The sequence below is a fragment of the Paenibacillus fonticola DSM 21315 genome (genome assembly GCF_000381905.1).
Classification (GTDB): domain Bacteria; phylum Bacillota; class Bacilli; order Paenibacillales; family Paenibacillaceae; genus Fontibacillus; species Fontibacillus fonticola.
The window spans coordinates 106,234-121,324 of the sequence record NZ_KB907249.1 but is presented as its reverse complement, the minus strand read 5'-3'; the positions used below and the strand labels follow the sequence as shown (position 1 = coordinate 121,324).

Here is a 15,091-nt window from a genome sequence, read left to right as displayed (position 1 = left end):
TTTTCATATTTCATTTTGGCTATTGTAATGAAAAAACAGCAGGCCAGAAACGGACTGCTGTTTGCATCATATTTGCTATTGTCTTTTGGTGAGCTTCCATTCTTTTTCGAAAGGGCCATTCTCGTTTCCCCCTCGTACCCCCATCACCAATTCCTTGCCCGGATGGGAGGTGTTAAAATATATTTCTTGAATATTTGCCGATTTATGAATAAACGTTCTGAACACATGAGCATGCCCCTCTGCAGATTCCTGTTTCTCACCTATGTAGGCGCCATTTTCATGCCCCATTTGGGCTGGATATACAAACAGCTTTTCGTTCTTGGCCTCAAATCGAAAGGTTTCCCAGTAGACTGTCATCCCTGCTTCATTTGACGCTTGCATATTGCCGAACATCAAGGTGTATACAGGCTCGGTAAAGTCTAGGATGAATCCTTCGCCCTGCCACGCGCCGCTTATATACGCCAGCTCTTTTAACGGATTGTGCATCTCCTTCACCTCTCGCAGCTAGTTATCTACCTAAGTCGTCGCTTTTCGCATGGATGATGAGTTCACGCAGCTTGGACTTTTGAACTTTTCCGCTTGCTGTAGAAGGCAGTTCATCCATAAAGAACACTCTTGAAGGCAGCTTATAAGTAGCGATCATGGATTTCAAGTAATCAATGAATTCCTCAGGGGTAGCTCTTTCTCCCGGGCGCAGCCTTACTACGGCACAGGCGATCTCCCCCATGACAGAGTCAGGCAAGCCTAAAACAGCCGCTTCCAGTACCTTCGGATGCTTTTGCAGCAGGCCTTCTACTTCCTGCGGATAAATGTTAAAGCCGCCTCTAATGATGATTTCTTTCTTACGGCCTAAATAACGCACATAACCGTCACGATCCATTGTGCCTAAGTCGCCTGTATAGAACCAGCCGTCTACATCAAGCACCGTTCGTGTCTGCTCTGGCTGTTGGTAATATCCCTTCATAACCCCAAAGCCTCGGCAGGCGATTTCGCCAACTTCACCGTAATTGACTTCTTCCCTTTGACTATTCACTATTTTCACTTCTGCGCCTTCGACTGCTTTACCTATCGTTTGGTAAATATGCTCTTCTGTATCATCATAATTTGTAATCGTCACTGTACAGGTTTCAGTAGCACCGTAGGAAATGCTTAAGACCATGCCTATTTCTTCTCGAACTGCACGAATAACTTCAGGCGGACAAGGAGATGCCCCTGTCATGCCTGCCCGCAGGCTGGAAAGATCATAGCGTTTGAAATTAGGATCTTTCAGCTCCAAATTCAGCATCGAGGGTACGGCATGCTGAATGGTAACCTTCTCTTCCTGTATAAGCTCTAATGCCTTGCTCGCTTTAAATTTATCCAGCAAGACCATCCTTGAAGCGAAATAAATAGCGGATAATAGATTACATCCCAGCCCGAAGACATGGAAAATCGGAGCTAGAATCAGGAACACATCCTGATCCGTACATTTCATGCTTTTTCCAATGGCAATGCCCGACTTCACTAAAGCTTGGTGCGTAATGAGCGCGCCCTTCGGCGCGCCTGTCGTTCCAGAGGTATAAAGAATACAATAGATATCCTCTGCCTCGATCTGCACCTCCGGCAATACAGCAGGTTCAAACTCAGCAACCAAAGCCTCATATGACCGGAATGGAGGCTGGCTATAACGAACGGTGATGATCTCGTTCACTAGCGGCTGAACAACTTCATACTCCATATTTTCAAATTCCTCACATACAAAAACCAGCTTTGCCCCTGAGTTGCTCAGAATATGCTTCATCTCATGTGAACGATATTTGGGGTTGAAGGGGACAAGCACGGCTCCAAGTCTTGCGATGGCAAGATATAAAATTACAGCTTCATTCCAGTTTGGGAGCGATACCCCTACTTTATCCCCGGCCTTGATCCCGAGTGACATGAGCAGGGCTGCTGCCAGTTCCGATTCATGTAAAAGTTGTTCGTAATTCATTCTCCGTACCAGATCATATACCGCTTCTTTATCGAAGTTGGCTTGCGCTGTCCTTTCAAATACATCCCAAACCGTGAAGTTGTTACTGGCTGCTTTCATTTCTTCCCCTCCCACCGACTGATAACGCTTCCATTCCATTTGTCAAGTTTTTTGGTTACTTATCATTATAGAAGCATTGAAGGCCGGCCTTAATGTACATGGTGGACCAAATTCAATCCTTTGTTTAGTTATCAGTGTAGCAAGCAGTTTATATCCCCGTATCCCTCTTTATAATATAATCTGCACCTCTTCCTTTAGTATATTAAAGTTAACATTTAAGCCTTGAGAGCTTGATATATCTTTGACATATGCCGCAATGCCTTCAAAGTCCGGATCATCATGGGTAACGATCCGCGGTACATCATCCGCATCAATTTGAACAGGGATAAAAGACACGCCTTTAATCGCTTTGTCCTCAATGACACCCTTTACAATCATCGTTTTGTAGGAATCCTCCGGCCAGCCTTTGCCTGCCTTCCATGTCGGATTGAGTGAAGCGACCTCCTTGTGCGACTTGCGTTTTTCCAGATCCTTGTGGAACTTGATCGGAGAATCAATCGCAAAATTCCCAAGGCTGTAAAATATCGCTTTTCCTTTATATACTTCAACCCCTTTTAAAATATGGGCATGATGGCCAATGATCATATCTGCGCCCGCATCAATGGCAGCATAAGCCATTTCCTTCTGATAATCCGCCAGCACAGCGGGGATAAAGTGAATACCCGCATGCATGGAGACTATCACTAGATCTGCCCCGGCTTTGGCTTTTCGGATGTCTTCAACCATATGCTTCAAGTCCTGGCGATGAGCAAAGGTATGAATCCTGCATGGCGTGCCCGGCTGATCATGTTCAATTTGTTCATATAAAGTATGCGCTCTTAAAGGCACACAGCCCTGCCGATCCTCAGTAGCCCAATAATCTTGAGGGAGGATCGAATTGTAGGCTAAAAAGGCGATTCGCAGTCCATCTTGCTCATAGTATGCGGGCTTTCGCGCTTCTGAGATATTCCGTCCCACACCTATCACTTGCAGAGCTTCCTGCTTAAGAACATCAATAGTATCCTGAAAGGCTTCTCTGCCCCAGTCCATACAGTGATTAGTCGCGAACGATACGATATGAAAGCCAGCCTTTTTAATGGCAGCTGCTGCATTGGGGTGACTTCTTGCGGCTAATCTTGCTTGCGGCAAAGGTGTTCCGCGTTCAGACAATACGGGCTCAAGCTGGCAAAAAGCGACATCCCCTGATTGGATTAATGGAGCCACTTGTTCAAAAATCGTATACGGAACCTCCCTTGTCGGTCCTACATCACCAACGGCATAGAAGACAGTCTCTTTTCCCATGAATCTACAGCCTCCCCTGTGAGTACATTCAGCCCGTTCTCAGCCGGTCACAATAATTTCATCACCTGACCATGCATACTTCGCATTCATTCGCGCTTTTTGCGTGATCGCTTCCATATAATCAAAGACCTGCTGCCCCTGTTCATCGCGTTTAAGAATAATGGGCTTACCACTCTTATCGATCAGGCAGGGCAGAAAGCTGTTACGAACAATTTTCCCACCTTCGATTTCAGCTTTAGCAATGATCGTATAAATGGCCTCTGGATGAAAAGGATATGTCGGGTACTCCGGGTCTGGCGCAAATCCAAAAAATTCAATTCGTTTCATAGCCCATGAATCGGGATCTTTATCGTCAGATGGCGCGAGCAGCGGTACCCAAGTTACAAAATTACATAAACCATGGTAGATCGCTTTACCTTTGTAAAATTCGATGCCTCTTAAAATATGTGCGTGATGCGCCACGACCAAATCAGCGCCGGCATCGATCGCCGCATAGGACACCTGCTGCTCATATTGGGCAATCTTCGCAGGGGTATGTCCAATTCCTTTATGGAAAGCTACGACCAATACATCGCATTGGGAGCGCAGTTGACGGATGTCCTCCTCCATTAGCTTCAAGGTAGGCTGGGTTGCCCAAGAATAGATCGTCGGCGGTCCTCCAGGAGTTTCATGCTCTAACTCGTAATGCGTAATGACCTCCAAATACGCATTCCCCGGCTTGTCTTTGGCTGCCCATGTCGATTTGGGTCCTACACAGTTATAATTCAAGTAACCGATACGTGTACCGTCTTGCTCTAAGATCACAGGGCGCCTGGCTTCCTCCAAGTTCATTCCAGCCCCGACATAAGAGATGCCGTGCTGCTTCAGCCAGTCCATCGTGTCTTCAACCCCCTGGGAGCCTGCATCCATAAGATGATTCCCTGCCATCGTTACCAAATCAAAGCCGTTCGAGGCAAGCGGGCTTAAGTTTTCGGGCAGCCGGTCCAGTTCCACCGCTTTGGCATCACGAGCGGTATGGGTGACCTCCAGCTGTCCAACCACGAAATCCGCCTCCAGCAAGGCAGACTTAACTTCCGAAAAATAGGATTCTGGATCAGGGCCCAGAATGATATCGCCAACATTAAGCAAAGTAATGCTCTTCTTCCCCATTGTATTTCCTCCCTATATGTACACTTAGTTTCAGTTTAGTGTAGTGAACAAGGTTAAAACACTTCTATGATGAACAAATTGGCAGGATGAAATTAATACATCATGAACAATCCTCAGCCTCCATTAGAGACTTGAACCCTTAGGACAACGTCATGGCTGGACGTAGAACGAAAAGAAGCACAACCCGGACTTGTTGGGCTGTACTTCTTTGATTAATTCATTTCATAAAAACTTGCCTTAAATCTTCCGGAATGGCTTCTGCCTTCAGGTTCCCCTCTGCGAATGATACCCAAACCCTGGTTTCCTGCCCTTCAGCGACCACCTGCTGATCCTCTTTTTTAATGAAACGATGCTCAATCACGATGACTTTGTTTTTAACATCCTTCACCTTCGATATTACCTGAACTTCATCGTCAAATCGGAGTGAATGATAGAACTTGCACTGCGCCTCAACCAGAGGAAAACCCTTCTTGATCGACGATAGTATGGTGGTTGGATAACTAGTTTGCCGCAGCATTTCATGTGTAGACGAATCCATCCATTGATAGAAATTAGGATAGTATACAATCCCGGCCATATCCGTTTCTCCGAAACGCACTTTAAATTCCCAAGTTGACTCCATCATGAACTTCGTTCCCCTTTATTTCAATTTTCGTTTGATATTATAACCGAAGGCTTCAGAGATCTCGTTACGCATTTTGATCAGATACTGACTCATCATATCGTCCAGCTTGTCAGCAATCGTATTCGAAAAACCAACAACCACGACTACACCAAGCAACCGACCCTCAAAGTTCAATATAGGAAATGCTATAGACGAAATACTTGGAACGAGAGGCTCCCTTGCGAAAGCGATCCCGTTGGAACGAACGAATTGAATTTCCTGGTCGAAATACGCCTGCTGTGCTTCGTCCATCCGTTTGAGTTCTTCTGCCTTCCATTCATCCATTAAATTCTCCTCTAAAAAAGCTAAGAACACCTTGCCTGCAGCGGACATGGATGGCAGCACCGTACCCAGCTGGGCTCCGATATTCAACCCTTCTTGGGAATTAATCAATCTAACCACCATCGGGCCGCTTTGGGACCAGGACGTCAAAAGTACAGTATTTTTGCAGGTTTGATTCATTTCCTGCAGGAAGGGCATGACGCGTTCTACTACATTTTCTTGATTCACTGCTTTCATGCCGTACTCTACAAGCTTGCTGCCCAAAGAATACAGTCCGCTGCTTTTATCCCGATAGAGCAGTCCCACTAAGGTCAACGTATGCAGATATTTATGCAGATTGCTTTTAGTCATATGTGACAATTCATAGATCTCATTATATTTTAACGGCTTGCCGCTAGATGCAATGAGCTCGAGTATATCACAGCCTACCTGAAGCGATTGTATGACATTTGTTGCTTTGATTTCAGCCATATTCAGAAGACAACCTTTCCAGACTAATTATACAGACCGTCCTTCCTGTAGAACCCTGTACTCCTTTGTTCTCAAATAGAGAACTAAGGCGTATTTATTATATGATAATCATAAAATTTTGGAATCGCAAGCTATATGTCATATAATCAAGGCATTTTACATCCACCTCATATTATGTATTGACAAATGAAGGCGTTTGCATTTCAATATCATTTAAGAACTTATTTCACTATTTGTGTAGATGAACATGGATTTTACTGATTATGATGCTAGAGGAGGCTGTTGTCCAAAATGAAACTAGTAAGCTACAGCACTGCAGGTGCTGTCCGGATCGGCTGCATAAATGGAGAGCAAGTGGTGGATTTAAATTATGCCTGCCTTGCTCAACTTGAAGCAGACGGCGCCATTCGCGCGAAACAAATCGCTGAAGCATTCGTTCCAGCCAATATGGTTGAGTTCCTGCAAGGTGGAACAGAAAGCATGGAGTTAGCCAAGCGTGCCGTCGATTACGCACTCAACCATGTGGATACCATTCCCTACCCCGTAATTCATAACACGGAAGACGTAAAGATTGAAGCACCTGTCTTAAATCCAAGCAAAATAATATGCGTTGGTCATAACTATCGTGAGCACATTCTTGAAATGAAGCGCGAGCTTCCCGAATTCCCGGTTATATTCGCCAAATATCCGAATACGATCATCGGACCTCAGGATGATATTCCCTATTTTTCCATTTCAGAGCAGTTGGATTATGAAGCGGAGTTCGTCTTTGTGGTCGGCAAACGTGCAAGAAATGTATCCCAAGCTGATGCGCTTGACTACGTGGCCGGTTATACCATCGCTAATGATGTGACTTACCGGGATATCCAACGAAGAACCATTCAATGGATGCAGGGCAAAGCTGTTGACGGAAGCGCGCCCATGGGCCCCTGGATGGTAACGTCGGATGAGCTTCAGGACCCGTCCGGCTTAGAGGTTGTCCTCACGGTCAACGGCGAAGAGCGCCAGCGTTCCAATACGGCAAATCTAGTATTTACCGTACAGCGCTTGGTAGAATTCCTTTCCGGACTAATGACACTTGAGCCAGGTGATGTGATCCTTACTGGAACACCAGGCGGTGTAGGGTTTGCCCGTGATCCGCAAGTGTTTTTGAAGGACGGAGATGTAGTACGCATTGAAATCGATAAAATCGGCGCACTTGAAAACAAAGTGAGCAAAGCAAATTAAGGAGGTATTTACATGAACATGCAGGATGCGATTGAAAGCACGCAGCGCTCCTTAGAGCAAATCATTACAACCTCAAAAGGGTTGTCCCCAGAACTTATAAAATGGAAGCCTGCAGAAGACAAATGGTCTGTAATGGAAGTACTGGTCCATATGGATGAAGCCCTCCCGTATTGGCTGGATGAAATCACTAGACTGTTAGATAAGCCCGGGACGGAATGGGGACGCGGCCTTCAGGATGAGAAGCGTTTGGCTGCATTAGCTTCGGCCGGCCAGCGTTCCCTTCACGAAGTGCTGGCTTCGCTTGAACAAATCATACAGCGGGTTGAGCAGGTATTAGGTCCGATCACAAGCGATCAGCTTCAACAGGAATCCCCGAGCCGCAACCCGCGTTTTGGCACAAAGCCCCTGTCTTTTGTCATTCAACATTTGGTAGTGGACCATGCCAATTCGCATGACAAGCAAATTAAACGCAATATCGAGCAATTTAACACAGCGAAATAACAACATAAATTGAAAGCGAGGCGTGACACGAATGGCTGAAACGAATGATTTTTTTCAAAGTAAAATCGTAAAGGATTTTAATGAGGATATTGAGCGTTATCACCTGGGTCCGCTATGGCATGCCATTCCTGCTTTAATGAATCATACCCCAAAACCTCAGGCCATTCCTTATTTGTGGAAGTGGGAGCTGCTGCATGAAAAGCTAATGGCTGCAAGTGAAATCTTCACCCCTGACCGAGGCGGCGAGCGGCGAGCGATTTATCTTCAAAACCCCGGATTAACAGGCCGCCAGCCCTGGGGCTGGGCTTCTACCACTCATACCCTTTATGCTGCCGTTCAGTTAATCCTGCCTGGTGAAACAGCACCGTCCCACCGCCATACCCAAAGCGCGCTTCGCTTTATTATGAAGGGTGAGGGCGCATACTCGATCGTACAGGGCGAACGTATATTTATGGAGGAAGGCGATTTCCTGACCACCCCGAAAGGCTTGTGGCACGGTCATTCTCATCCGGGAGATAAGCCGATGATCTGGATGGATTGTCTGGATATCCCGACGATCTATGCGATTGGCGGAACCTTCTTCGAACCGTATCCAGACAAAATTGAGCAGCCGCAGATGCCGGACAATTATTCTGCTCGCCGCTACGAAGGCGGTATGGTGCGTCCGATTTCCGACCGTCATGCGAAGGTTGCACCGCTCGGATCCTTCAAATGGTCTCAAACCGCTGCTGCCCTTAAAGGCTTGTCACAATACGAACCAGATCCTTACGATGGATTTGCGGTTGAATTTATTAACCCATCCAACGGCAAAACAGCAAACCCTAACATTGCTTCGTGGATGCAAAAGCTGCCAAAAGGATTTCACTCGAAAGCGCATCGCCATACCCATTCCGTCATTTATCAAATTTATAAGGGTTCTGGCTACTCCGTGATCGACGGCGTTCGATTCGACTGGTCTGAAGGCGACTTCCTAGTGATACCGAACTGGGCGCTGCATGAACATGTCGCAGAGGAGGAATCCTATCTGTTCTCAGCAAGCGACCTGCCCATTATGGAGAAATTTGAACTGGAACGCGAGGAAGCTTTCGAGGAAAATGGAGGTCATCAACGGGTGACAAGCCATTTTGAACCGCTGCTTCCCTAGGGCATTATGCTACTAATTTTATAGCCCCTCCCTATACAGCAAAAAAGGCCTTGAACTGGGCCTTTTTTGCTTTGACTATTGCTTTGGCAATAACGATTGACTTCCTGTTAAGTAATATATCGCTATCTGGGTACGGTGTGTAAAGCCTGTCTTACCCAATATCGAGGTTATATGGTTCGCAATCGTTCCTTCGGATATAAACAACTTCTGTGAAATCTCCTTGTTGGTGAGCCCTTTGGCGATATGCGCCACCATGATAGTTTAAATCAAGCATCTTTAGCTGGCATTGTGTAATCCATTGTTCCTTCTCGTGAACTTCCTTGCGTGTTCCCATCTTGAATACGTAGCGATGACCGTTCGCCTCGAAGCTGAAAGTCTGTGAAGCTAATCCCCCCGTTAGTTCTCTCACCTGAGATGCCCTAGGGTAATGACTAGAAATAATTGCTCGAATCTCATCGATCGTTCGTTTTGTCAACATGGCTGGCACTCCTTTAAAATAAATTTTACCAAGCAGCAATTCATCCAAGGAGATCCCGTAGAGTTGAGCGAGCACAATGATTGAACCGATGTCCGGTGTATTTTTACCGACTTCCCAATTAGACAACGTTTGTCTTGTAATGTTCATTCGGGAAGCAATTTGTTCCTGGGTGAATCCTGCTTTTCGTCTTCTCAGTTTGAGTTTCTCCCCAATGTTCATCTGCATCTTCTCCTTGAATCCATTTTCTCATATTTCCTGGGAAAAGCTAGCAATGAACTCTTGCGCCAACGTACTGATTTGATCCGATACTGACCAACATACTCGGCATCCAAAAGACACCTTCATGATAATAAAAAGGACGAACGTGTGGTAGTACACAAGTTCATCCTTTACTATGAGAATCTTCATTAAGATAGCTACTATCTTAGCCCGGCACGTGTGTCGTCTGATTCATCTCGCGTTACATCATTCAACTGGATAACTGCTTAAGGCTGAAAATGAAAATGCCATTTTCTTTGCAAAATTTAACGGAGGCTCAACAGATTGGATGTGAATATACATGATTAAAGGTCTCGTATATAACCAGTGATTATGCAAGGCACTAACAATCAATCCTTGTTGGATTATCGAGTACATAAAGCGAGGAATTTCTTCTTCTAAAATTGCAATTTCAGCCAAGCATAGCGCGTTACCGCTTTGATCCAGTGTTTCAAACATGACTTCTGCTGGCGCAACAGACCTACTCATGCGCCCTTGAACAGTTACCTTGAAATTGCGATGCAATGATACAGAACAAGCATCTTGGTTTATGGTGCTTTTTCCTTTCAGAATATGAGCAAATTGCTCGCAAACAGAATTAAAGTTATTCATATAAATAAACCTCCTTTTACAAGAAAAAATCTTTAATATATATTCAATGGAGGCCTTGAACATGCAAAATTTGTTGTAATTAGGCTGGGTTTAATTATATTTTGATATTGTGTTACGCTGATTTCATATAACGTTTTGGCATTCACAAAAGACCCAGCTTTAGATAAATTTTTATCTTAGACTGGGTCGTTTTTTTGTCTGGGATTTCCTCCATAATTATACATCTTATAACCAAAGGGCATCCTAAACGGATTTCGGAGTACTCTTGACTTTGCAAAAGCCTTAACTACCACAAGAGTTTCACAGCATCATCTAATCACTATTATTCCATGTTATTACTCCCTCAGTTTCTGTAAAACCACTGAAACAGCCATTACAAACTTTAGAATAATCAATTGTTACATTCAACCAAGCTTCCATCGACGTCTCAAGTTTACTTCTATCCATTGATAAAAAGCCGGTTCTATTAAGCCTTAAAAGTTCATCCACTAAATCAGCATCTTCATGCGATAATTTGGTTTTATTATATGTGTACTTAGTCAAACCTTGTATAATCGTTTTTGTGTCATCATCCAATATAATTAATATTCCTTCTACAGATGGCTGCATACAGGAGTAACCACCCGCTTGATTATAATAGATTACTTTAGAAGCTGATTTAATTATAAGTGCAAGTTGCTCCAAACCATATAAACACACTTCTCGATTTGAATATTCCAATTGAACTTACCTCTTTTCAGTTTATGTTTTTTAAATTGCGCTTATTAACGTTTATGTATTCCCGAATCCGAGAACCTTAAGACTCGAAATTCCAGCGGTTAGGTTCACTGGGGTGTCCGTTAACCCTTCCTGCCTTCTTTGAACTATTTCAAATCGTCTTTAACTAATGAATATAATTTCTGATCCGTATAATTCCCCTTAATCTTCAATTGTTTTCGTAGTAATCCTTCAAATTTCATCCCTAACTTCTCCATAACACGACTTGATCCTATGTTATCATGATTACATCTACCCTCAACTCGGTTTAGCCCAATCGAATCGAATCCGTAGCAAAGGATTTCTCGAGTAGCTTCTACTACAATCCCTTGACCCCAATATTTTTTAGAGATTACAAAACCAATCTCAGTTCGATATGATTTACATCAAAACTAATAAATCCTGTTCTTCCAATGAGTATTCCACATCGTGTATGCTGTTACATCCGGGTCAGAAGCAAGTTCATAGTAATCAGAAAAGTCTTTCAAGATAAAATGCCTTAGGTGTATCCGATCTGTAAAAAATTCAGGAGATTCGCTGAATAATTTATCTACATCCATGAATAAGCCTCCATTTTATTGTATGCTGTCCGAATATTCATCTACTTACTTCTATAACTGCTGGTTCCTCCGTTGAGACAATGTTAACGATATGATTTAGACAAGATACACCATAATGTTTAAAAGGTCCTGGATACTCTTCCGAAGCTATTGTCCAAGCACCAATAAAATCTAAGTACCTCGACTTGCTATAAATTCTAATTGCTTTTCCCTCAAACTCTTCGTAATCATCCCAAACGGCGAACGATTCGTTTATCACCGAATAACCAACATAGCTATTAAAATCAATTTGAATTACTGGCAATTTCTCGTCAATTGTAACAGAATAACCATAAGCATATGAATATCAATTAACTCATATCCTAATGATTTATAGAGACGTATTGCACCGTGACTGCTTCCTATGACACCTAATGTTGCTTCACTCTTTTGTTTCTTATCTCTTAGAAATTTCAAGGTTTCAATAATAGTTCCTTTCGCAATTCCCTGTCTTCTCCAATCAGGATGAGTAAAAATTTGTTCGGTAGTACTTCTTTCTGAAGAAATGCCCCATGTCATGCAACTACTGACGGGTTTACCATGGCAAAACGCGGTGATCGTATCCCATTCTGATCCTCCCATAAACCAATTCAACCTAGCGATGCTCCACGATTCTTCATCAAAACCATTTTTCTCAGCCTGCAAGTAGAGTTCTCTCTCTTCGTCCGTTTCCATAACAGCATGAAAAGCTTTGTTCACAGAAGGAAACTTGGAATCGGGGCAGACCGTTCTGATTCATGCTGCGGCCGGTGGGGTAGGACAATTCGCTGTTCAACTTGCTAAATGGAAGGGGAGCCAAAGTGATTGGCACCGCTTCGAGCGCTAATCTCGATTATGTAAAATCATTGGGAGCTGATCAAGTAATCGATTATACAACTAATTCATTGGAAGAAGTCGTAAAGGATATCGATCTGGTAATTGATACGGTTGGGGGAAGTACGCAAGATCGTTCATGGTCAGTATTGAAGCCGGGTGGATGCCTCGTTTCGTTGGTGGAACCGCACATCTTCCATTCGCTCAGTATGTGAAGGACGGCTACTTACCCTATTGTTCTATAATATTGGATGATGAACTCCCCTGTTTTAAGCCAGGCGAACTGAATATTCATTTTAAACTGCCTTAGTTTTATTTTAAATCGAGCCTGAGGCAGTTTGTGCTTCGCAAATCCGGATGCAAACCTAGCTCTCGATGTGCATTAGCAATTATTGATTGTACAGGTGTATACATAAACAAATAGGACATGACATATTGTATAAGTAAATAGGGTATGGGGGTATAGTATATGCACATTGTTTTAATGTCTCTGTTTTACGGTTTGCTCTCCTTTTGGATAACTAGGTTTATCGTTATTTTTCGCAAACAATTGACCTCCATGATTGGCATGATGGCGGCGATGGCATTAGGAATGACTATTGGTTTGGCAATGGGCAGTTTAGTCGCTGTATGGCTTCCGGATCAATTTTTTCATTCTACTATGATCGGAATGTTGATTGGCGGGGCAGTTGGAGTAATGGCCGGCATTCCTATTAGTTTGATGGCTGTAATCGATGGATTGTTATCAGGTATCATGGGCGGTATGATGGGAACGATGCTTATGGTGATGATGTCTGCCGACTACGTAGCCATCACAATCAAATTGATGTTGGTTATTTGCAGTGGCATTGTTTTTTTAGTGTTCGTTATGCTTCTTGGGGCAGTAAGTCCCGATTATTTAAAAGAAAAATCATTTGTCATGTCAAAGCCTATCGCCATGTTCTTCGTAATTGTTTTCGCAATTATCATAATCTAGGCAAACAGATAACATAATCGACAGACATTATGCCCAAAATTGAGTGAAGTTTTTTATCTTTTTATTATTAAACTACATTGAAATCGTTCTACTCCAGGATACTTCTGTCCTAAACTTGTTATATTAAAACCGAGCCTTCTATAAAAATCTACCGCATCCTTATCTGTTTCCGCTTCAACTCTTCTTATTTGGTTCTCTCTTATATATTCCCGTATTAATTTTTTTCCTAATCCTCGCCTGCGATGACCGGATTTTATGGCTATATGTTTTATTTCAACTTCTTCATTTCTTGTATTAAAAATCCCGATAAGCCCTACCAGCTCTTGATTTTCAATGCTTCCCAATAAAATTGTTGTCTTATCATTTTTATATTGTTCATATTCCTGAATTATGCGTTTTTCATCTGAATACATACATTCAGCTAATAAATTCAATATTTCCTTTTGATCTTTATATTCTTTTAGGTTAATCATCATTTTGATTCACCTCTTCTATTCATTTATTTCCTTCAGTAATTTCACATAAATAACGTCTCTCGTATTCGCGCCTAAAACTATTTCTAGAAACATTGCCTAGTCCAAGTCCATAAAAAAATTCACTACTGTCCTCATCGAGAGACTTTCAATCAGATCTATATCTTCTTTACAAATCGATAACCATTTATTTCAAAACCTAATGATTTATAAAACTCATGCGCCTTTTTTCTTTCCTCTTTGATGCCACTTGTCAATACGATGATCTCTGAACCATTTTTTTTTGACCATTCCTCTACATATTGAACTAAGGCCTTCCCTATACCTTTTCTTTGAAATTCTCTTTTCGTTACTAAAGCGGATATTTGTGTTGCTACTTCATCTACTTCATAAGAAAAAAGCTGTCTAATACCTATCATTCCAACTAAATCCCCTTGTTCTTCTGCTACAAAGGTCTGATACATTGGATTTGATTCAATTCTTTCTATTCTAGTTGATAGGACTTCCGGTTTTGTTGGATAACCTAACTCACCCATTAATTCAGTTAATGCATTAAGATCACCATTTGTGTATTCCCTTACAATCATTTTTGTCAGCCGTCCTTTCATTAATCTATACTTCCTTTACCTAAAATTATAGTCCATTTGTAAAATGTAGGAAACGTTAAAAAGACCCCACCGAAGTGTAGTCTCCAATTCTTTTGAAAAATAGCTCGCGCGCGCAGCTAATATGTATTGGGTAATCGGAAAATCTGTGCAATGCATATAGGATATCGCACTTTTCTATCTAGTAGATGATGCATATTCAAATCTGACATAACCAATTTCAGAAGCATTTTTCATTAATTCAAGATTTAACCAAGAGGCTAGTTTATGAAACTCCACCTCATTATTAAACGGGAACTTGCTGTAATGTTTACCGTTTAAATCTTCTTCTGTTACGTTTGATAATGTCTTTTCCCATCTTTCGATCAGAGAGTTGATATTTGACTTGACTGATTCTACATTATTATGAACCTTTATATCCTCTTTCGCTAGAGTGCCATCACCAAAAGAGTGATTAAATACCATTTCCCACCAGAATGTTATATGCCATAATATCCAAGCAACACTTGGTGTCCCAATATCATATGCTTCGGATTCAGGTAAGTCAGCATACCAAATTCCATCTACTTCTTGAATATACAGTCCGCTATTAGGAGAACGCCACATATATTCATCCTGACTTAATGTTGAAAGATGGTATTCGAGAAGTTGTTTAGAAATACTAAATTGAAATTTGATATTATCTATTAATGCTGTATTGCTTTTAGTCATGATCGTATATCCTTTCTTAGTCT

At 42.5% G+C, this 15,091-nt stretch carries 18 protein-coding genes and 2 pseudogenes; 5 read left to right on the top strand and 15 right to left on the bottom strand.

Annotated elements, in window-relative coordinates:
- Positions 1 to 75: 75 nt before the first annotated feature.
- The 6 genes from G358_RS0106780 to G358_RS0106755 form a co-directional block, all read right to left on the bottom strand.
- Positions 76 to 486 carry a hypothetical protein gene (locus G358_RS0106780; protein WP_019636447.1) on the bottom strand — a complete coding sequence of 137 codons (411 nt, stop codon included), beginning with the start codon at positions 484 to 486 and terminating at the stop codon, positions 76 to 78.
- A gap of 22 nt (positions 487 to 508) precedes the next feature.
- Positions 509 to 2,068 carry a class I adenylate-forming enzyme family protein gene (locus G358_RS0106775; protein WP_019636446.1) on the bottom strand — a complete coding sequence of 520 codons (1,560 nt, stop codon included), beginning with the start codon at positions 2,066 to 2,068 and terminating at the stop codon, positions 509 to 511.
- 168 nt (positions 2,069 to 2,236) lie between these two features.
- Positions 2,237 to 3,349 carry a CapA family protein gene (locus G358_RS0106770; RefSeq protein WP_019636445.1) on the bottom strand — a complete coding sequence of 371 codons (1,113 nt, stop codon included), beginning with the start codon at positions 3,347 to 3,349 and terminating at the stop codon, positions 2,237 to 2,239.
- Positions 3,350 to 3,388: 39 nt separating this feature from the next.
- Positions 3,389 to 4,498 (bottom strand): CapA family protein, encoded by a 1,110-nt coding sequence (locus G358_RS0106765; protein WP_019636444.1) that lies wholly within the window; start codon positions 4,496 to 4,498, stop codon positions 3,389 to 3,391.
- Between the two features lie 217 nt (positions 4,499 to 4,715).
- Positions 4,716 to 5,123, bottom strand: a complete 408-nt coding sequence (locus tag G358_RS0106760; protein WP_019636443.1) for an acyl-CoA thioesterase — start codon at positions 5,121 to 5,123, stop codon at positions 4,716 to 4,718.
- Between the two features lie 15 nt (positions 5,124 to 5,138).
- A complete protein-coding gene (locus G358_RS0106755; protein WP_019636442.1) occupies positions 5,139 to 5,915 on the bottom strand; it encodes an IclR family transcriptional regulator in 777 nt (258 codons plus the stop codon).
- A gap of 291 nt (positions 5,916 to 6,206) precedes the next feature.
- Here G358_RS0106755 and G358_RS0106750 point away from each other — a divergent pair, with 291 nt between their 5' ends.
- The 3 genes from G358_RS0106750 to G358_RS0106740 are packed head-to-tail and all read left to right on the top strand — an operon-like array spanning position 6,207 to position 8,787.
- On the top strand, positions 6,207 to 7,142 hold the full coding sequence (locus G358_RS0106750) for a fumarylacetoacetate hydrolase family protein (RefSeq protein ID WP_019636441.1): 936 nt from the start codon (positions 6,207 to 6,209) through the stop codon (positions 7,140 to 7,142).
- Between the two features lie 12 nt (positions 7,143 to 7,154).
- Positions 7,155 to 7,643, top strand: coding sequence for a DinB family protein (locus G358_RS0106745; protein WP_019636440.1), 489 nt, complete (start codon positions 7,155 to 7,157; stop codon positions 7,641 to 7,643).
- A 31-nt stretch (positions 7,644 to 7,674) separates the two neighbouring features.
- Positions 7,675 to 8,787, top strand: a complete 1,113-nt coding sequence (locus G358_RS0106740; protein ID WP_019636439.1) for a cupin domain-containing protein — start codon at positions 7,675 to 7,677, stop codon at positions 8,785 to 8,787.
- Positions 8,788 to 8,862: 75 nt separating this feature from the next.
- Here G358_RS0106740 and G358_RS33620 read toward each other — a convergent pair.
- The 6 genes and pseudogenes from G358_RS33620 to G358_RS0106710 all read right to left on the bottom strand — a co-directional run.
- Positions 8,863 to 9,042, bottom strand: a pseudogene (locus G358_RS33620) (response regulator transcription factor); the annotation flags it as partial.
- Positions 9,043 to 9,301: 259 nt separating this feature from the next.
- A pseudogene (locus G358_RS33820) lies at positions 9,302 to 9,484 on the bottom strand (helix-turn-helix domain-containing protein); the annotation flags it as partial.
- Positions 9,485 to 9,730: 246 nt separating this feature from the next.
- Complete coding sequence (locus G358_RS0106730) at positions 9,731 to 10,135, bottom strand: DUF1259 domain-containing protein (protein ID WP_019636437.1); 405 nt, start codon at positions 10,133 to 10,135, stop codon at positions 9,731 to 9,733.
- Positions 10,136 to 10,447: 312 nt separating this feature from the next.
- Positions 10,448 to 10,855 (bottom strand): DUF6210 family protein, encoded by a 408-nt coding sequence (locus tag G358_RS31575; RefSeq protein WP_019636436.1) that lies wholly within the window; start codon positions 10,853 to 10,855, stop codon positions 10,448 to 10,450.
- A 143-nt stretch (positions 10,856 to 10,998) separates the two neighbouring features.
- Positions 10,999 to 11,256 (bottom strand): GNAT family N-acetyltransferase, encoded by a 258-nt coding sequence (locus G358_RS34495; protein WP_084662690.1) that lies wholly within the window; start codon positions 11,254 to 11,256, stop codon positions 10,999 to 11,001.
- Positions 11,257 to 11,745: 489 nt separating this feature from the next.
- A complete protein-coding gene (locus G358_RS0106710; protein ID WP_205621515.1) occupies positions 11,746 to 12,189 on the bottom strand; it encodes a GNAT family N-acetyltransferase in 444 nt (147 codons plus the stop codon).
- 101 nt (positions 12,190 to 12,290) lie between these two features.
- Here G358_RS0106710 and G358_RS32175 point away from each other — a divergent pair, with 101 nt between their 5' ends.
- Positions 12,291 to 12,518, top strand: coding sequence for a zinc-binding dehydrogenase (locus tag G358_RS32175; RefSeq protein WP_019636432.1), 228 nt, complete (start codon positions 12,291 to 12,293; stop codon positions 12,516 to 12,518).
- A gap of 254 nt (positions 12,519 to 12,772) precedes the next feature.
- Positions 12,773 to 13,279 (top strand): hypothetical protein, encoded by a 507-nt coding sequence (locus G358_RS29525; RefSeq protein ID WP_019636431.1) that lies wholly within the window; start codon positions 12,773 to 12,775, stop codon positions 13,277 to 13,279.
- 53 nt (positions 13,280 to 13,332) lie between these two features.
- On the opposite strand, the gene G358_RS0106695 is transcribed toward G358_RS29525, so the two are convergent.
- From G358_RS0106695 to G358_RS0106685, 3 genes are all read right to left on the bottom strand, one after another.
- Positions 13,333 to 13,755, bottom strand: coding sequence for a GNAT family N-acetyltransferase (locus tag G358_RS0106695; protein WP_019636430.1), 423 nt, complete (start codon positions 13,753 to 13,755; stop codon positions 13,333 to 13,335).
- Positions 13,756 to 13,910: 155 nt separating this feature from the next.
- Positions 13,911 to 14,360 (bottom strand): GNAT family N-acetyltransferase, encoded by a 450-nt coding sequence (locus G358_RS0106690; protein WP_019636429.1) that lies wholly within the window; start codon positions 14,358 to 14,360, stop codon positions 13,911 to 13,913.
- A gap of 174 nt (positions 14,361 to 14,534) precedes the next feature.
- The gene (locus tag G358_RS0106685; protein WP_019636428.1) at positions 14,535 to 15,068 is read right to left on the bottom strand and encodes a DinB family protein; all 534 of its coding nucleotides are present in this window, start codon (positions 15,066 to 15,068) and stop codon (positions 14,535 to 14,537) included.
- Between the last annotated feature and the right edge of the window lie 23 nt (positions 15,069 to 15,091).